Origin of the sequence: Halorubrum aquaticum (genome assembly GCF_900113615.1) — an archaeon.
Classification (GTDB): Archaea; Halobacteriota; Halobacteria; order Halobacteriales; family Haloferacaceae; genus Halorubrum; species Halorubrum aquaticum.
The window spans coordinates 139,371-157,186 of record NZ_FOPZ01000004.1 but is presented as its reverse complement, the minus strand read 5'-3'; the positions used below and the strand labels follow the sequence as shown (position 1 = coordinate 157,186).

The following is a 17,816-nucleotide window of genomic DNA, read 5'->3' as shown; positions in this document are numbered from 1 at the left end:
TAGCGAAAGTGAAACGAGAGATCGGCGTACATATCACGTGTCTGAATGATCCGTGCGCATCATACGCTGATCGACGACCCAAACGAGACCAGCAAGCACCGCCGCGGCGACGACCGGCCACCGATCACTACTGAGATATAACCCATCGACGGCAAGCCCATGTGTGACGAACGGCCACAACAACGGACTCGTGATCCCGGACGGCTTATACAACAGCAAATCGAGCACGTAGTGGGAGCTGGCACCAACGGATAACAGAACGAACACGACACGCCGATACGCGTTCGGGACGAGGAGTGCGCCAATACACACGATCAGGAGCGTGCCACCGACGCGGTGGAGCGGACTCCACGTGAACGGGAGTCCCAAGAGCACTGAAATCGTTTCCTCGGGGACCACCAGATCGATCCGATTGAGGTCTGGGAGCGTCGACCCGATCATCACCGCCGTGACGAACGGATAGGAGATCCACTCGTACCGCCACGAGAGCACGATCGCGAGGACGTACCCGACCAAAATATGCGTGAAGAGATCAGCCACTGGCTTCCTCCTCCGACAGATAGCGGGTGTGAAGTGGTGTGTCCCGGGGTGAGAAGGCGACCGTCTCCGGATCGAATCGCCACCCATCGGCGATCCGGAGTGCAACGAACAGTGCGCCAAGCACCGAAACCGCGTACATGTACGTCGTCTCCCACGGCTCCCGGACGACCGTCCGGTCCCGATCCGCAGCAAGTGTCCCGTCCGTCGTGAGCGTGCCATCGACGATGACGTCTTGGCCAACGGCGACGTCCGGTGCATTCTCGACAGGGAGTCGTTGTGTGGTGGTGCCGTCGGTGACCTCGATGATCACCGGGTCAGTTGCGATCACGACGCCACCGGTCTCGACGTGGTCGCCGGCCAGATCGGCTGGTGTCACGTCAGGCTCCGCGAGGTCAGGTCCCGGACTCGTGGGTGCTGGATATCCCGCGCCAGCAAGCACAAAGGCCCCGCTGAGAAGGACGACACAGACTCCGAGTGCGACGAGGCGGTACCCGACAGCACGAGACATCTAGGGAGTCGTCCGTCGGTAGCGAATAAAGATCCATCGATGGAGTGGTTCAGTGACCTGTCCACTCCTTTCGGCTTTCTGAAACCGGATCCACCTACGACGACCGCACCAACGGTTCGTACCACTCCCGGTTCGCCTGATACCACTCGATGAACTCGCCGACGCCCTCCGTGATCGTTCGTGAGGGCTCATACCCGATCAGTTCGCCGGCCTTCTCCACGGACGCGTGCGTGTGCTCGGCGTCGGCCTCGCGCGCGGATTCATACACGATCTCCAGTTCGGGCGCCAACTGATCCCGCACCGTCTCGGCCAACTCCTGAATCGAGATGTTGTCCGAGCTCCCGATGTTCACCACGTCGCCGTCAGCCGCATCGGAATCCAGTAGCGTCCGGTTCGCGTCCACCACGTCAGCCACGTAGGTGAAATCACGCGTCTGCTGTCCATCTCCATAGATCACCGGCGGCTCGCCGTTCAGACACCGCGAGACGAAGTTCGAGATCGCCATGTTGGGACGCATCCGCGGCCCGTACACCGTGAAGTACCGCAGACACACCGTCGGCAGGCCGTGAAGCTCCGTGTACACCCGCGCCATGTGCTCCTGGGTCAACTTCGTCACCCCGTAGGGACTCACGGGCTCGGTCGGGTGGTCCTCCTCGTAGGGCAATGAGTGCGGCTTGCCGTACACCGACGAGGAGCTCGCGAGGATCACTCGCTTCACGTCTGCCTCCTTGGACGCCTCGAGCAGGTTCACCGTCCCGTCGACGTTGATGTCGGTCACCGTCCGGGGGTTGTCCACGCTCTCGCGGACGCCCGCCTGCGCGGCTTGATGAACGACGATATCCGTGTCGTCGACGATTTTGTGGACTGTCTCGGGATCACGCACGTCGCCCTCGACGAACCGATACTCCGAATCGCCTTCGTCCGCCACCTCGCGGTGGACATCGAGGGTGTGGCGTTTGATGCCCTCGGCGTAGAAGGGTTCAAAGTTGTCGAGGACCGTCACGTCGTGGCCGTCGGCGAGGAACGACTCGGCGAGGTGGCCGCCGATGAACCCGGCCCCTCCCGTCACGAGAATTTGCATACGGGCCCTTCCAAAGGCCGACACAAAACTCGCGCGGTTCGTCGAACGGGTTGCCGGTCCCGAGTCTCCGCCCCGGGAATCGACTGGCGCGCTCCGGAAGCAGCCGTTGGCGAGACTGCGAACCACGGTTTCGAACACCAACGTGAGTATCGGAGTGCTCCTCGTGGGCAGCGACTACTCACCGACGCTGTTGAGCGCGCTATTCAACTCGAAGAGCTCGCGGACGACATCGCTGTCTGCGACCCGATACCGGCGTGGTGACGTGTTCGGAACTTCCTCGATGAGTTCGACCTCACACAAGAGGTCGGTGTAGTTGCCAACAGTTTGGCACGTGACGCCGGCGTGTTCCGCGAGTTCGGTTTTGTTGAACTCACGATTCGGCGGGAGATCAAGCAACGCGTCGACGAGAATCGGGATCGCATCGTGCTGCGTGAGGTAGAGCCACCCGCTCGGGTGTTCCTTCCGGAGTTGCTTTGTCGCCCCGCGGTCATCCGCGTGCTCCATACTGCTCATACAGGGAGACTCTATCTGTGTGTATAAGCGTTCTCACCAACGTTAACGGTCATTAACAGTCTTCGTGTAAGAAGGAGAACCGAAGAGCATGATCGGAAGTGACTCCACTATACTGAAGATCGATCGCGCCCCCGTCGCATTCATCGCCACCCCCACCCCACCATGTCAAGTGTTCTCTCCGGGGCAGGGTAGGACGCCCTCCGGTGTGACCCCAGCACTTGTTCCCAGGTCTGTCTAGACGATCGGCTCGACGACGATGTGCTCCTGTGTCAGTCGGGGACTCTTCGCGTTGCCGTTCTTTTCGTACCGAACGATACCTAGCTCTGCGAGCTTCGCCAGATCTTGACTGACCTGCGATTTGTCTCGATCCAGCTCCCGGGCGAGTCCTCGAACAGACCCGATTTCCTTCTCGCGGAGTGTCTCGATAATCTCACGACGCTTCGGTGTGAGAGCGATCTCTGCGCTTTCCCAGCTGATCACTTGGACACCTTCCATCCCACCTCGGGCGAGCGAGCGGGCCATCTCACCGCGAAGGTGACTGCGATCTTCCCGCCCTTCCATATCAATGGCAGTAGTTTCTGATTCAGTATCGGACATGTATTAGTCTCCTTATCGTTGTTTTAGAACCACAACGAGTTAAATGTTTCTGAAAGGCTAAATTGCGACGAATAGGGGCAGTTTTGATACCACAACGGTCAAAATCAATAGATTTAACTTTATCCGATACGTATACAATAAATGTAGGGGCGGTCTGCGTCTCTGAGACTGATTCACTACATACATGACTCGACAATCAGACTTTGAGTATGTCTACGAGGCGGATCGTGTTGGAGGAGTTGTGTTCCAGATCGGCGCGCGCGCCGATCCGAGCACAAACAATCCAGAGTCTTTTGCGGCCATCCTATTTTTCGAATTGGCTGATGGGTCCCGAATCGAGGTGGCAAAGGTGGATAACGCTGAACACGATGAGGGAGAAATCCACCTAGATCGGTTCTACCGGGAGATTGGTGCAGATATCAAGGATTTCGAAGTACCCATCTCAAATCTTTGGGAGGCTGAGGATCACCTCAATGAACACGCTCGAACGTACGGCCAAACCTACCTCAAAAACCACGGGAAGGGACTACGAGACGAAGGATAAGTCGGTGAGGAAGATTAGTCGTTGAGAATCTGCGAGAAGAAGGTACTTTCCACGGACCAACCTTGGGGTCGTGTCAGGATGAGGCGACAGATCTGTTGAGATGCCCAGAGAGAGACACGTTTCGGTCAGTACAGAGGACTCACGAATCGCTCGGCACAGGGTGTCCGAAGTATCACGTCCGATTCGGTAATGCCAAACACTATTATCTAGTACATGAATTATAAATTGTATGTCGAAGGCAGTTGGAGACCCCGAACGCGCCGTCAACGGCCTGCTGTCAGTTGCACAGCTGCTGGAAGAGCCACGACTGGCGCGGCTCTACACCTTCGTGCTCCGGCAAGAGGAGGTCACTATCGACGACATTGTCGATGAACTGGAGATTCCCCGGACGACAGCATATTCGGATGCCGGCTCGCTCGTTGAACTCGAGGTCCTCACTCGAGATGAGGACCAGAAAACACACACGTATTCAGCAGTCCCGATCACACTCTCGACAAATCTCGGTGGAGACGAGTATACGATCACGCCGACGCTCATCGAAGCATTCGGCCGATCGTCTCGCGATCAAGACCTCAACCTACTCATCGAGAGAGACGGTCTCGGAAAGCTCGCCGCCGCCCTGACGTATGCGATCCCGTACGCCAACGGGAACATGTCGGAGCGAGTTGCAGCACGAGAACTCGACCTTCAGCACGCGTTCGCAATTGCCGTGTTACAGGCACTACGAGACGTCGTCCTCGATATGGAATCGGTCGATCCCTATTTTGACGAGATTCGGGACGCTAATGAGAATCCGACGATTGAAGGCTGACTACGAGAGCGATGAGTGAGCCGTTCAACCCGTTGCAGAATTCGGTGACGTGGATCGCGGATACAGGATTGTTCATCGCGTGTGGTCGCCAACAGAACAACAAGTACACGGCTCTCGAACGCTTTGCTCAACGGAACGATCTCACATTTGTCATTCCGCAGCGGGTCTATGACGAGCTCGGTGGTGCGCCGAGGCGAAGTACGCCGGGACAGACTCCGATCAATAGCGCCATTGACGCCGGTTGGGTCACAGTCGCCGACGAGCCTGATTACACGAACGGCACCGTGTCAAGAGTGATGGACGACGTTCGGTCGTACATCGCTCGGTCCTCGAACAGAAGCGAGGATCGGATCGAAAAGGCTGACACCGTGCTTGCTGCGGCCGCAGTTGAATGGCTCGAAGACGATTCCCGTCACGCGCCCCGCCTCGTCCGTCTCGATCACGCCGGTCGTCGTCGCGACCGCGGGCTCGACGCTCCCCGCGAAGACGTTGTCGCCGTTCACTGAAACGCCAGTGTCTCCGGAACGAGTCGCGGGACGATCCCGTCGAAGTCGTCGTCGAAACTCAACACCCCGTCTATCTCGTGGTATTCGACCATCGCGACGGTCATCGCGTCCGTGAAGCTGAACTCGTGGTCGGCGTACGTCTGGTGGACGGACACGGCACGATCGAAGAGCGTGGGAGACGAGTGGAGTGATTCGATGGCCGAGGGATACCCCGCACCGCGAATGCGCCGTCCCACTTCGAGCCCGGCGTCGACATTTCCTGTCCGCCGCTGCGTCAGCGTGACTGTTTCGTCGTAGACGTAGTCGCTCGTCATCACGTGCCCGTATTCTGCGGACGAAAGGACGGTATTCAACGCGTCAGTACCGACCGTGTGTCGGCTGGCGTCGGTGTCGTGATGGGCGTAGAACACGCCGGTATCGACGAAGACGCTCATCCGTACAAGATATCGTCGATGTCGTCTTCCGTCGTTTCGACACCGGAGGCGATTGTCCCTTGGTTGAATTCCTCGAGTTCCGTTTCGTTCAGGGCTGTTGGTCCATCTCGGAACGAATCGATGAACTCCGCGCGGGAGTTGACCGCCGATTGGATCAGGGTAGAGAGAAGTTCCTGTTGGGTGACTTTCTTTCCCGTTTTGAGCCGGATCTCTGCCTGGAGTTCTTCGAGCTTTGATTTCGCGTCTTCATCCATCTTGACCGCTGTTGACATACAATCTGGTTGCGACTACAACCTAGTTAATGTTTCTACCAAAATCAGCGATGGTGGTTCTGACTGAACCAGACCGCTTTCTCTGTGGGCTCAACTTCGAGGTGTCAGCGATAGATCCCTCAGAATCCGTATTGTTATCACCCACATCCCACTCTGTTTCTCACTCCCGATATTTTGAGAACAACAATTAATTCTCATACTTCATTCGACACGAACACACCAACCGCACCGACCCCGCTGACCACCCAACACATACTCACCGTGAGCCAACCACGACGAACCCCACACCCCACATCCCGAACCGCCACCCCAAGTGACCACGCCCTCCCGCTCTCCCGCTAAATGGCCGCAACCCCAGAATCCCCCCAAACCGAAGACAACCGCGCTGAAGATGACCAGGAAGACTCCGCAACCCCAGACACGCTTCCAGACGAGAAGTTCGAGCCCAGCACACGCGCCCGATTCGAGCCATCCAAAGACAAACCCCAACGACGCTCGGCCTTTCGAATTCGACTCCCCATCATCAAAGACGAGTTCGAAACGCTCCCCGACTACATCCGCGGGTGTATCACCCAAGTCATCGAAGAAGTCCGCAAGGAAACCGCCGGTGGAATCAAACAGTTCGAAGTGCTCCAGTTCCCCGGCCCGGTTGGCTTGGAACTCATCTTAAGCATCGAGCCAAAACGAAACGACGGCCGAAGTATCAACCAGAGTACGATCGACGATTTCATAGACAGGACCCATCTGCCGGGCGTCAACAAAATCACCAAAGCGATCCAAAAATACGTTCCTGAAGAATGTACCGTCGAACGTGGGACCCTTGACCTCTCTCCACTCGGTAACACCCCAGTCAACGCGTCTCGGCTTCATCTCAAGAACACCCACGTGGTCAATCCCGTTGGCACGAGCGGTGTCGACGTGCTAGCGACGACGTTTGAGACACTGCGTGAGCACTCAGTAGCATTCTTGTATCAAACAATCTTTACACCAGCAGAGCACGGCCAGTACACTGCCACCGTTCGACTTGCGACGTATCCACCCCAGTTCGTCTTTACTGGCAAAGAGGGCTTCGCCGAGATCGCTGAACGCGGCCACCCATTTGATCTGGCGACGACGTTCAGCAAGTACAACTTCACGTCTAACTTTCGGGGACTCACTGACCGGTACTGGGAGACTGAGTACACCGAGAAAATCAATGGTAAGCCCGTAGCTAGCGCAAGCTACACTGACGAGATGGTAACAGCGCGCAAATCAAAAGCGCGGGCACGGCGTGAAGCGAACAAAGTGAAAGACATCGTGCTTGGCAAATCCGATTACTGGCATATGTTGTCTGCGAACGCAACGTGGGACTCACTGCTCGAAGATGAGCTCAACCGCTATGCCCGATTCTCAATCTCGGGACCGTTCTTGCCACAACTCACGGGCCTTGTTCGGTCACGCTGGAAGACCAACCCGTGGGCGGTCGTTCCAGGTCGTGATGCGCCCAGATTCTTCACAGAAGAGATACTCAGTACATACGGCTCAACGGCGCCAAACTACGGCGAAGATGATGAGTTCATCCCTGTCCCCGATGAGTCAGTACAAAACATCGGCAGCCCTGGACACCAGGGACACGTCCAGTCGATTATTGACATTTTCACCGAAGGCGGCGATGAGATCTACGAAATCACCCAGAACTCAAAGTCGCTGCCGGATATCGAACTCCACACAGAGACCGGTGCGATCAGTACCATCCCACTGACTGTTGACGATTCATACGTCTCTGTTGAGGCTGAATATAAGAACAACACAAAGGCGTCGACCACACTCGTCAACGCTGACCGCGCCTACGCCATGGGTCGCCACGTCATCTTCGTCTATACCTCACGAAAAAACGCAAAACGGGGCTTTACCCACCTCAGTCAGCCGTACAACGACGACCTCTCAGACCGAGATGATTGCGGTGTTCGGCTGTACAACCGTACAAGGCCAGTGCGGTGTCCCGATGACCGCATTCCGGTGTTGAAAGGCAGTGTCACAACCACCTGGGAGCTGTTTGGTCGCGATCGGCTTGTCGCTCGCGTCAACGGCGAGCGTATCGCGGGCGGCGCACCCGGCGGCGATGTCGGTGAGTTCTCGTGGGACACCCACTTCTACCAGGAGGTCGACGGCGTCCACCGCGTCGAAGAAGAAGATGGCACTGTCATTGCGGAGTACAATACCCCAGAGACGTTCACTTCAGAGTGGACGAAGATCAGCCTCCCACACATTCCCATTTGTGGTAACTACCTTCATTTCGCGACAGTTGCGTACCGTACCGAAGAGGGTGGTATTGACGTCTACTTCGACCCTCCAAGCTGGGATACGCCTGACAGCGTCGGCAAGATGAATCGACACCGTGGCTGTCTCGAAGCGTTCACTGATCAGCTCATCTGTGAGCGCGAAGACGCGCGCATCTCGTCGGGAGCACTCCAAACGTGGGCCCAACACTACTACACAGCTTCCTCAACACACGACACCCCACCGGGATCGATCATCGTCCAAGCGCTCCCCGACGAGATCAAAGACGCAAAGAAAGGCGGCACCAACAACCGCAATCCGCACTACCCGGAATACGACTGGGTCATCCCCCCAGAGATCGACACGCCCCATCGCCCGGGCGTTGAAGAGGGACTCACCGACCTCACCGAAACACTCACAGAGACGTCGGTGGCCGACGTCGAGATCGACACAGACGAGGCGGAATGAAACACATCACAACGGGGAGTCATCCCGCTGCGCCGTGGGCTGCTGTCGAGTTCGTCACCACGAGCAAGTCACCAGCTGGATACCACGGGACGCCCATCTCACGACTCCTCGCGCGGGTGATCTATCGGGCGCTTTTCGACGAACACCTCAACACTGTCACGTTGCTCGCGGTCTCTGGACACCATCGTGAGCGGTATCTGCTCCGCTCGCGACCGACCACACACTCCACTGAGAGCACTGAGAGGCTCGCCAGCATTGCCAACGATGAACTCCCACTCGACGTTGGCATCTCAATTGTCGAGGTCGACCCAGCACCACTCGGCAACACCCCCGTGCCCGTCCACCGACTGCTCACAACACGCGATCACCCAGTCGAGCGCGCCCGGACATCGACGCCAACACCAGTCGAACAACTCCTCGAGATCGCCGCCGGTATTCGCCCACATGCGATCCAACTCGTCGTCGGTCGATTCGAGAGTGAGTGTGTTGAAGTGAGCCTCCGCATCGCAGATTTCTCACCTGAGGTGGCCACCCACACGGCTGCGGGTGACGCCCACTATCATCAGGACGCGCCTGATATGACAGCCCCCTTCGACGCATTCAATCTCACGACGAACCGTGAGCTCATCTTCGATCACGGCTGGGAACTCCACACAGAACCCCGCGTGTCTGGGCCACCCGCCCCGATGGTGACACACGAGCACGGGGCGACTACAAAAATCTCGACGATTGCGTCTGCTCGCACGCTCTCACGGACCCCAACAGAGTATGCGGCGTTGTTCTCTGACCACCCACCTGCGGCCCCACTCACGTCGACGTACGCCCAACATGGCGTACTTCCGTGGATTCGGCTCGATACAGAACTCTTACCAGCATTTTGTGGGCTGCGAGAACAAACGTACCACGTCTCGCCGTGGGACACTTTCGGTCGCGCACCACCACGGATTACCCCTCAGTACACCCTGCGGAAGCCAACGCCGCCGGCAGCGTCGCCGCCGCCATCGGCTCCCATTCCGACCGCTGCGGAACTCGAGATTGAATCCTCGTTTGGTCGAACCGCTCTCGAGTGGGCCCGTGAACAGGGTGGGAACATCACCGACGACCACTCCAGTCCGTTCGAGGAGTTCACCGCGGTGTACCCAGACCGGACACATCGCTGTGTCATTGTGACCGATCCACAGTTCGTGCGTGGCGACCTGATTGCGGTCGCCGCTGACGTCCATCAGTCGTCGACAACTGATCGGCTCACGGTCTTCACAGACGCAACCGAAGTCGCTGCTCGCGCACGGCACTGTCTCCAACAACCGTTCGAGATCACCGCCGCTGGCACGCGATTGTACGAACGATCGACACCCCTTCGTGAAGACATCGCCACGGCCGTTCGAGAACGGACAGCCAACACCGAGTGGACGCTCACTCCAGACGGAGTGGTAGTGTACCACCACAAGGGGAACGCGGTACTGAGCCGATCTCGCGATGGATCGTTCAGTACACTTGTCTCGGACTTCCCGCGAGCATACCAACAGGACGATGAGATTCTTGTCCGGACCGCTGCTGGCGACAACCAGCTTTCGTATGCCACCCGCGACGCGTTTTTCGAGGCGTGTGCGTTTGTTCGCCGCCCAGCCGTCCCTACCTGGCTTGCCGCCGGCCTCGAGTTCGTCACGGTCCTCACTCAGGAAGCGAGTGCCCTGCGAGAATATCAGCAGCAAGCCTCGTGGGATTGCCCGCAGTTACCCACCCGGGATCAGGCTGCCGCGGCCGACTTCTTCGCTATCTATACTGTCTCAGATTCTGAGAAGTCACTCGCTGTTTCGGCCGTCGAAGCCGAGTTTGTTGCGTGGCTTCGCCACCAATCTGAAGAGCCGATATCGGGGTCGTTCGCGCACAATTTGAAGAGCCAATTTCCCGGAAGCCTGTCAGATCTTCATGTCGATGAGCTCCCGGGTCGAACGTGGCGATACCCGTTCGAGACGTCAGGGGGATAGGCTCGGATAGCCCTACGTGTGTGGTCCTTGCTCGTGGCACGCTCATTATTGTCTAATTGTTGACTCTCTACAGATCGCATCTCTTCAGCTACTCATCCGCTGACTCTGTGTCGGATCAAGTCGTCAATAAGCCCAGATCGTGGATGAGTGGGATCGATGAGCGGGGTTGAATAAAAATGAGGGGAATGAGGGGGTAATGAGAGGGTCTAATCGCAAGACGTGAACGACATGATGGGGTCACCGAGACGACTGATAATAGTAATAATAACCCCCAACCAACGGGTGATCAGAGACCAGCGGAACCACTCTCAGGACGGAGCCAGAACAACCCCGAGTTCTTCGCTCAGAGATAGAATCGATCCATCTCTATCGGATATCTAACTGGAGTTGTAGTATATGCTATCTAATAGGTTCTTGTGTGTCGCGTAGCCTCTGTTCTGTTGTGATTCACTTCTTCCTCACTGCCGTAGTAACACCGATAGTTGGATCGGCGAGCGGATATTCGATGAAACCGAACAGATATCTTCTGGCCTCAAAATCTGGAGATCCTCCAGCCGATGCTGAGGTGAGAAACCGAGTCAAAATTGGGGGGCTGACGCGACTCGAGAAAATATATGAAATATGAGAGTATCTCTCCAGTAGACGAGCAGTTTTCCCAGACATGGGGATCGCCAGTCCTGTCCGTCCACCGCTTCGACAGCGCAGCAGAGAGGGTTCGTGGAGTGACTCCGAGGTGAATTCTTCTGGCTTGCTAGTGGGTCAACGCCGAAACGAGAAGTGAACTCCCTTATCTTCCTCGCTCCTACACTCGCTCTGTAGGGTTGGAGGCTCCACCTTGTTAGGCTGAACTTGGGTGCCTCTGTCTTGGGTTTGCGTACTGTGTCGCCAGGAGTCCTCGACACTGCTATCCCGATGTGAATTTTCTTGCCTCCGGGCCGGGAGGTGTCGATACTGGGCTCACAGCCGTAGTGAGTTGGTTCTTATTATTACTATTATCAGTCGTATCTGAATCCGCTAACTCCCTCACGTCATGCGATTTTTATCGATATACCACTCATCTAAGTTCGTCGTAAGTTTTGTCCCACTAATTGACCCCCTAATTGAATGTAGTGTATAAAAGCCCGCAAAACGCATCAAATCGTGAGTTCTTGTGTGATCTGCTGGCTGGTCTGTGAGTTAATGTGGCGACGCCGTGAGGTACGGCAAGAAACCACAAGAGCGATCGGTGGTGTCGCTTACGCGATCAATTCGGAGTCGTACTGCCTCGTAGTCCAGACTACTGTAGTCGAAGAGCCTGTCACGGGATTTCCTCCACAGCGCTGTCGAGTTCCTCGATGGTCGGCCCACCGTTACTGTGCTCGCGATCCTACACGATTCTCATACCAGGAAATGGACGAGAAGCGGCTTGAAACCCGTGATCCGGCCGATCGTGGCGTCTATCGCGATCAGGACACTATGGGTCTGGCTAGCGATCACTCCAGAGGGAGCGCTTCGTCGACAGTCTGGGGGCTGGCGTCACCGAACTCGGGACCTCCGTCTCGTCACAATGGCGGTTAAGTACCACTGTTGTCCGGTCGATCGGGTTCTAAAGCCCGAATCGTATCGGCTTCGGCGCGTTCGGGTTCGTTGCTATCTTTCTTCGAGGAGAGAATCCCGGCGTTTACAGTAGTTGCCGAATCAATTCCTTCTGTGATTAATTCTTGTTACTCGGGTTGAAAGGAATGTTAATGGCTACCCCGGTATGAATGCGCATATAAATGATTCCACTAGTCTCCGGGAAAACTACCGGAGACCACACGATCTGTTGGTAGTCAGCGACACTCAACTCAAGGTTCGGCAACTACTGTTTACGGCGGGAGTGAATCCGACAAGTCCTCTACAGACCACGTTCTGACGCTGATGCGGATATTTATGTAGCGTCACGTTGTAGCATGACGTACACCGAGGCGGTTTCACCGCCACACCGATAAACAGATAGTATGTCTGCCCCCAAAGTTGGCGAAAACGGAGACGAGGACAGTGACGAGTCCTCAGAAGCCGTTTCTGCCGAGGAAGCACTCGATATGCTGCCTGATAAGGAAGAATTCGAGTCTGAATTCTAACGGCAGTTTTTATTTTCCTCTATGCTCTGGGAAAATATATATCCAAGGGGTCGTAGATATTTATCACTCGTTTTTGAGCGCGTCGTACATGTTCCGGTTCGAATCTCGGTCGTCCGCCGCCACCCGCCGGACCAGTTCCCGCCGGATGTCCTCTATCACCTCATCGAGCGGAGATGCTGTTTCCGTCCTGTCCTCCGTGGCCATACCGAAACGGATATTTCGAACGCCGTTGATCGTTCGGGTTCGAGGGGTCACCGGTCAACTGGTCCAGTCTGTACTGGACGAGTTCGTCTCGCCATTCGTCGATCTCACCGATCAGAGCCAACTCCTCGGTCTAAAACATTGCTAGCTACCGGCGATTCGTCGGTATCGTTCGTCGTCGAGCCCGGCCTCGACTCGATCGACTCAAACTCCGCCGACTGATGTCATGTACCTATTCATGCGATCATTATATATCTCATGAGACGCTATCTGAGAGCGGCGATCGACTCTCATGAGCCGTAACGACACCAAGCACGTTCAAACCGAGCTCGACGCGGACGAATACGAACGATTCCGAGCGTTCGCGGACGAACACGGACTGTCACTCAAGGAGGCCGGACGCGAGGCGCTGGTCGAATGGATCGATCGACAGCAGCGAGCGGACCCAAACGATCAGGCGTTCACCGTTCTCGAGACCCTCGAGGAGGACTCCTTGCCGGAGTCGGCTGAGACCGACGCCCGCACTGAAACGGATCTCATCGACGAGTGGGACGGAAGCGACGAATCGTTCACGCTCGCCGACGCTCCTGGGCAGTCTCGATAATGGCAGAGCCAGTCGAGACGCCTATCGGTACCGTGACAGCCGAACACTTCCGGCCGGGGCACGTCCGACATCGGATCGTCATCGGCCCGAAGTTTCTCTACGCGCTGTTCAATCCTCGCGACCAGATGCACGCCGTCTCGCGAGCGTTCATGACCTTCCTTCGTGACGGTGATCTCCCTTATCGACGACTCATCGTCAACGACCACATCGTCGATGAGGCGGCCACCCGGCTGAAGAAACAGGCGTCGATGACGAACGCCGTCTCGTTCCTGACAACGCTCGACGAGAGTTCCCTCTATCGGTTCGAAACCGTCTCCGAGAGCGTCTTCACCGACGCCAAAGCGACGTTCACCGAGTGGACGGATCTGGACGCGTCGTTCACTGATTTCGTCGTCGCCGCACACATGGACGAACTGGACGTCGATCACGTGCTCACGTTCGATCGTCACTACGATGCCTTCGACGTCACCACGCTTCCGTATCGCAGCTAGGTATGAGAAGAGCGTGTCGATGGCCTCGTTCCTGCGGTGCTTGGCGCGGTCAGGGGACGATCGAGGCGGCCTCGTCCTATCTGGCCGCGTCCATGCGGGAGACGCCGCACACCGATCACCGAACCCCATCGACGGGACTACCGGGTCCAGAAGCCACGCTGGCGGTCTTCGATCTCCGAAAGCACCGTCGAGAGAACGTCACGCCAGTCGGTCGGGTGTGTCGTATCGTTGCCGGGAGTTGGGGCCTCTGGTCCCGGATGGACGTGGTCGCGAGCGTTGTGACCAGACGGATGTCTATCCCACCGGTGATCGAACGCCCCCGTCTCGTGGGTTTCGTGATAGTGGAGCGAGAAGTCCCCGTTTTCGAACCAGACAATCTCTAACCGGGCACTCCGAACCCGGTTAGGGTAGAGTTGCCTATTGTACTGACAGACCAGTCGTTCGGGCGCGAAGCCAGGCTGGTCATCAACTTCGGTGAACCGATCATCCGTCGCGAGACGCTCCCGAATGACCTCTATCCGGTCGAAATCGATAGGCCCACCGGAGATCGAACTCCTTGTCTCGTCCTCGCAGCCGGCAGTCATGCCGCGGATTCGAGATCCGTGGCGTCGCCGGACGTGGGAGTGAGTGCTCGTTCGAGGAGAGACACACGACGACGAGCAGTTTTCCACGACGAGAGTTGCTCCCAGACCGCCTCGATAGACTGGTCGCTTGCTGCGGCATACTGTGTGATCGAGACGCCCGTCGGGGACTCGGCGTCAAATTCAGCTGCGAGTGTATCCGCCCGCTCTGATTCCGACTGTAGCAGGGCAAGCAACTCTTCGGTAGCGTATTCGCGTCGGAGCGTCTGGACGCGTCGCCAGTTCAGGTACTCCTGATTCCGTTCGTAGGTGACCGGCGAGTCCGTGACCCGGGTGACGATACCCATCCGTTCGAACCAGTCCAAGTATTCACGTGCGGCGTCGACCCCGTGTCCCGCACGCTCGGCAACCTCGCTGGCTGTCGCCGGGTCGTCGAGTCCGAGCACGGCATCGAAAAAGTCGTCCCGTGTTCGATCACCACGGACAACCTCCTCCGGCGGGGTCAGCGCGTCAAAGTTCGGCGCCCGTTCGTCGGTGTCGGCTTGGATATCCGAACCCGGATCCTCCATATCCCACCAGACGGCTCAAAACGTGATAAAACTTTCTTGGACGGATTATCCCGCTTTAACGATCTCGTCGTCGCCACACACATGGACGAGCTGGATGTCGATCACGTGCTCACGCTCGATCGTCACGACGATGCCTTCGACGTCACCACGCTCTCGTATCGCAGCCAGATGAAACGAGCGTGTTGACGGTCCGTCACGGGATCTCCTCCACAGTGCGGTCGAGCTCCTCGGTGGTTGACCACTCCAGGACCCGCTCACCTACCGCCACCTCGAGGGCGGCCAGATGCGAGGCAGCCATCCCGTTCTCGTATTGCGCCCGCTGTGTGTCCGGATCGTCGTACACGCGCTTTAGCAGCCACAGCACATCTCGCACGCTCGTCTGCTGGCGGTACAGATAGCCAAGCTCCCAGACGTGCCCGCCATCGAAGTCCTCGATCACGCCGATGACCCACGTCGCCTGCGCCGACAACACCTCGAAGGCTGGCGCCCACAGATCGAGGTCGTCGGCGTCGAACCCGAACTCCTCCAGCCTGAACGCGATGGCGTCCCGGCGGTCGTCCAACCGAGCGCATACCCGCCGGCGACGCTCCCCATGCTCGCCTGACCCGCTGCCGATCACGAGATACCGACGATCGGCCCGGCGGACATCGTCGAACCGGGGTCCATGTAGTCCGTTCTTGAGTCGCTGGTGTTGCTCGGGCGTCAGAGACAGCGACTCCCCGTCGTATAGACCCGCCCCCTCGACGCTCCCGACGAGGTCGCCCTTCGAGTCGTTTCGAGCGGTACCGTGGGTGTCGTTGTGAGCGTGGTCGTCTCCCTCGTCCATCCTACAGAGACATCCAATTCGGGATCCAATAGTAGTATCGGTTATGTTACTATTTGATCAATCGATTGTATTCAGCGACCAAGTGTTTATCTCTCCCCCGTCCGTAGGAGCGCGTATGAACCCTCGAACCGCGGAGACGGACGCGACGGATCCCGGCGGAACGGACGCGCCGAACGCGGGGTCGGCGCCCGACGGGTTCGACACGTGGCGGGCGCTGCAAAAGGCCACCGACCGGCCCCGTGCGAACCTGATCGCGGACGTGGTCGGTCACCCGCAGGGTGCGCCGAGCGTGCGGGAGCTCGACTACATGAACCCGGAGCTCGGAGAGGATGCGATCCGGCGGCACCTCGGTGTATTGCGGGACGCCGGTGTGGTCACGGAACTGGTGGTCGAGCCCGGAGAGCGCGTGCGTGGCTACCCATACAAGTTCTACCGACTCACCGAGGAGGCTCGGGAGCTGTTCGACCGGAACGACCTGTTTCCGGCGGACGCGTGGCGGCGACAGTACGCCCGCGTCGAGAAGACCGGCGAGATCGCCGAACTCGAGTCGATGCCCCGCCCAGAGTGACTGGTTGTGTGTCTCTCGGTCAGTCCCCACCGACACCAACTGAGAGAAACACTCGATACGGTGAGGTAGCAGGCAGAAATATCCAGCTGTCCACATCGAACAAATCACCCATCGCGATAGACTACATGAATCGGCGACACAAGAATAATATAGCCACTTCTACTATCGACTGCCATGACCTCCGACGATCCGGCCGGAGCGTTCGGACTCGCCGAGGGATTCGGCGCGGACCTCGAGTCCGAACCCGCCGACGAGCGGGTGTATCGGGTCGCGCTCCAGCTGTACGACCCGGCGGGCGTGTCGGCGATCGCGGAGCGCGCCTCGTGTGCGCCGGACACCGCCCGGCGGCATCTCGAGCGGCTGGCCCACATCGGGGTCATCGAACCCGTCTCGGAGTCCCCGCTCACGTACGTCCGAAACGAGTCGTACTTCGAGTGGCGGCTTCGGAACCGGCTCGCGGACCTGTCACATGACGAGCTTCACGACGCCCTTGCCGAGCTCACCGACCGCGAGGCGACGTTTCGCGAGCGCTTCGACGCGGCGTCGCCGACGGCGGTGGACGCGTTCGACCACGCCGACTACGACGATCTGGAGGACGTGTGGCTCGCGTTGAGCGAGTGGCACACCCTCCGAGAACGGATCGACCGACTGGAGGCCGTCCGGCGGGATCGCGGCTCGGACTCGTCTCTCGAGGAGAACGCCGCGTGACCGGTTTCGACCGGTCACGGTCCGTCGACGAGGCGACGCTGCGCTATCTCGCCCGCGCGTTCGGTCGCCGACCCGAGGTGGAACACACGTCGCTGTTTCCCACGAACAACCTGGAGAGCCTCGTCGTGACGCTCGACGCCGAGTACTATCCCGAATATGTCGAGAGCGTCTCGCTCGAGCTCCGTGCGTACACGAACGGCGACTTTCACGTCTCGTACCACGAGACACGCGCCGGCGACCGACGACGGTGTCGATGGGATCGACACGACCAGCCACACAACGCTCGGGATCACTACCATCCACTTCCGGACGCAGGCACGGCCGCCGCGGTCGACCGGAACTACGCGACGGATCTCACGCGTGTTTTCGAGGAGACCGTGCTCCCGTGGGTCGACGACCGAGTCGGCACGCTGTGGGAGTCGGCCACCGACTGATCCCATCGAGGACGGAGATCTGGATGCTCTCGTCGCAGTACAACAGCCGCTTGACTTCCTCCCCGCCCTGAACAGTAGTTGTCGAATCAATACCTTCTGTGATTAATTCTTGTTACTCGAATTGAAAGGAATGTTAATGGCTACCCCTATATGAATGCGCATATAAATGATTCCACCAGTCTCCGGGAAAACTACCGGAGACCACACGATC

Annotated in this window: 22 protein-coding genes; 11 read left to right on the top strand and 11 right to left on the bottom strand. The window is 58.1% G+C overall.

All coding sequences use genetic code 11. The annotated features are described in order from the left end of the window. Nucleotides 1–33: 33 nt before the first annotated feature. The 5 genes from F3H10_RS05375 to F3H10_RS05355 form a co-directional block, all read right to left on the bottom strand. A complete protein-coding gene (locus F3H10_RS05375; RefSeq protein ID WP_149783797.1) occupies nucleotides 34–540 on the bottom strand; it encodes a metal-dependent hydrolase in 507 nt (168 codons plus the stop codon). Then, entirely contained in the window at nucleotides 533–1,048 is a 516-nt protein-coding gene (locus F3H10_RS05370; protein WP_149783796.1) for a hypothetical protein, read from the bottom strand. The genes F3H10_RS05375 and F3H10_RS05370 overlap by 8 nt, the downstream gene beginning before the upstream one ends. Before the next feature lie 94 nt (nucleotides 1,049–1,142). Beyond that, nucleotides 1,143–2,129 carry an SDR family oxidoreductase gene (locus tag F3H10_RS05365; protein WP_149783795.1) on the bottom strand — a complete coding sequence of 329 codons (987 nt, stop codon included), beginning with the start codon at nucleotides 2,127–2,129 and terminating at the stop codon, nucleotides 1,143–1,145. Between the two features lie 174 nt (nucleotides 2,130–2,303). Further along, on the bottom strand, nucleotides 2,304–2,642 hold the full coding sequence (locus F3H10_RS05360; protein WP_188127870.1) for a hypothetical protein: 339 nt from the start codon (nucleotides 2,640–2,642) through the stop codon (nucleotides 2,304–2,306). A 234-nt stretch (nucleotides 2,643–2,876) separates the two neighbouring features. Beyond that, nucleotides 2,877–3,239 carry an HVO_A0114 family putative DNA-binding protein gene (locus F3H10_RS05355; protein WP_223174209.1) on the bottom strand — a complete coding sequence of 121 codons (363 nt, stop codon included), beginning with the start codon at nucleotides 3,237–3,239 and terminating at the stop codon, nucleotides 2,877–2,879. 241 nt (nucleotides 3,240–3,480) lie between these two features. Between F3H10_RS05355 and F3H10_RS05350 the strand changes: the two genes are divergently transcribed. From F3H10_RS05350 to F3H10_RS05340, 3 genes are all read left to right on the top strand, one after another. After that, nucleotides 3,481–3,783, top strand: a complete 303-nt coding sequence (locus tag F3H10_RS05350) for a DUF7718 family protein (RefSeq protein WP_149783794.1) — start codon at nucleotides 3,481–3,483, stop codon at nucleotides 3,781–3,783. Nucleotides 3,784–4,012: 229 nt separating this feature from the next. Then, entirely contained in the window at nucleotides 4,013–4,594 is a 582-nt protein-coding gene (locus F3H10_RS05345; RefSeq protein WP_149783793.1) for a DUF7437 domain-containing protein, read from the top strand. 11 nt (nucleotides 4,595–4,605) lie between these two features. Continuing rightward, nucleotides 4,606–5,100: a hypothetical protein gene (locus F3H10_RS05340; RefSeq protein WP_223174208.1), complete on the top strand. Its 495-nt coding sequence runs from the start codon at nucleotides 4,606–4,608 to the stop codon at nucleotides 5,098–5,100. Here F3H10_RS05340 and F3H10_RS05330 read toward each other — a convergent pair. Both F3H10_RS05330 and F3H10_RS05325 read right to left on the bottom strand, forming a co-directional pair. Beyond that, entirely contained in the window at nucleotides 5,094–5,534 is a 441-nt protein-coding gene (locus tag F3H10_RS05330; RefSeq protein ID WP_149783792.1) for a type II toxin-antitoxin system VapC family toxin, read from the bottom strand. The genes F3H10_RS05340 and F3H10_RS05330 overlap by 7 nt on opposite strands. Beyond that, the gene (locus F3H10_RS05325; protein ID WP_149783791.1) at nucleotides 5,531–5,806 is read right to left on the bottom strand and encodes a hypothetical protein; all 276 of its coding nucleotides are present in this window, start codon (nucleotides 5,804–5,806) and stop codon (nucleotides 5,531–5,533) included. The genes F3H10_RS05330 and F3H10_RS05325 overlap by 4 nt, the downstream gene beginning before the upstream one ends. Nucleotides 5,807–6,148: 342 nt before the next feature. Here F3H10_RS05325 and F3H10_RS05320 point away from each other — a divergent pair, with 342 nt between their 5' ends. From F3H10_RS05320 to F3H10_RS16430, 3 genes are all read left to right on the top strand, one after another. Then, nucleotides 6,149–8,533, top strand: coding sequence for a hypothetical protein (locus tag F3H10_RS05320; RefSeq protein ID WP_149783790.1), 2,385 nt, complete (start codon nucleotides 6,149–6,151; stop codon nucleotides 8,531–8,533). Continuing rightward, entirely contained in the window at nucleotides 8,530–10,521 is a 1,992-nt protein-coding gene (locus F3H10_RS05315; protein ID WP_149783789.1) for a hypothetical protein, read from the top strand. The genes F3H10_RS05320 and F3H10_RS05315 overlap by 4 nt, the downstream gene beginning before the upstream one ends. Before the next feature lie 1,979 nt (nucleotides 10,522–12,500). Next, a complete protein-coding gene (locus F3H10_RS16430) occupies nucleotides 12,501–12,623 on the top strand; it encodes a hypothetical protein (RefSeq protein ID WP_262488556.1) in 123 nt (40 codons plus the stop codon). A 63-nt stretch (nucleotides 12,624–12,686) separates the two neighbouring features. Here F3H10_RS16430 and F3H10_RS15975 read toward each other — a convergent pair whose 3' ends face one another. Next, nucleotides 12,687–12,827, bottom strand: a complete 141-nt coding sequence (locus tag F3H10_RS15975; RefSeq protein WP_188127869.1) for a hypothetical protein — start codon at nucleotides 12,825–12,827, stop codon at nucleotides 12,687–12,689. A 289-nt stretch (nucleotides 12,828–13,116) separates the two neighbouring features. On the opposite strand from F3H10_RS15975, the gene F3H10_RS05305 reads away from it, so the two are divergent. Further along, the gene (locus tag F3H10_RS05305; protein ID WP_149783788.1) at nucleotides 13,117–13,428 is read left to right on the top strand and encodes a hypothetical protein; all 312 of its coding nucleotides are present in this window, start codon (nucleotides 13,117–13,119) and stop codon (nucleotides 13,426–13,428) included. After that, nucleotides 13,428–13,919 (top strand): type II toxin-antitoxin system VapC family toxin, encoded by a 492-nt coding sequence (locus F3H10_RS05300; protein WP_223174207.1) that lies wholly within the window; start codon nucleotides 13,428–13,430, stop codon nucleotides 13,917–13,919. The genes F3H10_RS05305 and F3H10_RS05300 overlap by 1 nt, the downstream gene beginning before the upstream one ends. 137 nt (nucleotides 13,920–14,056) lie before the next feature. Here F3H10_RS05300 and F3H10_RS05295 read toward each other — a convergent pair whose 3' ends face one another. The 3 genes from F3H10_RS05295 to F3H10_RS05285 form a co-directional block, all read right to left on the bottom strand. Beyond that, entirely contained in the window at nucleotides 14,057–14,503 is a 447-nt protein-coding gene (locus F3H10_RS05295) for a hypothetical protein (protein ID WP_149783787.1), read from the bottom strand. Continuing rightward, complete coding sequence (locus F3H10_RS05290; RefSeq protein ID WP_149783786.1) at nucleotides 14,500–15,069, bottom strand: DUF7342 family protein; 570 nt, start codon at nucleotides 15,067–15,069, stop codon at nucleotides 14,500–14,502. Before F3H10_RS05290 ends, F3H10_RS05295 begins: the two co-directional genes overlap by 4 nt. Before the next feature lie 193 nt (nucleotides 15,070–15,262). Then, nucleotides 15,263–15,895, bottom strand: coding sequence for an aminopeptidase (locus F3H10_RS05285; RefSeq protein ID WP_223174206.1), 633 nt, complete (start codon nucleotides 15,893–15,895; stop codon nucleotides 15,263–15,265). Between the two features lie 115 nt (nucleotides 15,896–16,010). On the opposite strand from F3H10_RS05285, the gene F3H10_RS05280 reads away from it, so the two are divergent. The 3 genes from F3H10_RS05280 to F3H10_RS05270 all read left to right on the top strand — a co-directional run bounded on the left by F3H10_RS05280 (nucleotide 16,011) and on the right by F3H10_RS05270 (nucleotide 17,605). After that, on the top strand, nucleotides 16,011–16,463 hold the full coding sequence (locus F3H10_RS05280) for a helix-turn-helix domain-containing protein (RefSeq protein ID WP_149783785.1): 453 nt from the start codon (nucleotides 16,011–16,013) through the stop codon (nucleotides 16,461–16,463). A 174-nt stretch (nucleotides 16,464–16,637) separates the two neighbouring features. Further along, nucleotides 16,638–17,171 (top strand): DUF7342 family protein, encoded by a 534-nt coding sequence (locus F3H10_RS05275; RefSeq protein WP_149783784.1) that lies wholly within the window; start codon nucleotides 16,638–16,640, stop codon nucleotides 17,169–17,171. Beyond that, nucleotides 17,168–17,605 (top strand): hypothetical protein, encoded by a 438-nt coding sequence (locus F3H10_RS05270; protein WP_149783783.1) that lies wholly within the window; start codon nucleotides 17,168–17,170, stop codon nucleotides 17,603–17,605. The genes F3H10_RS05275 and F3H10_RS05270 overlap by 4 nt, the downstream gene beginning before the upstream one ends. The last annotated feature ends 211 nt before the right edge of the window (nucleotides 17,606–17,816 follow it).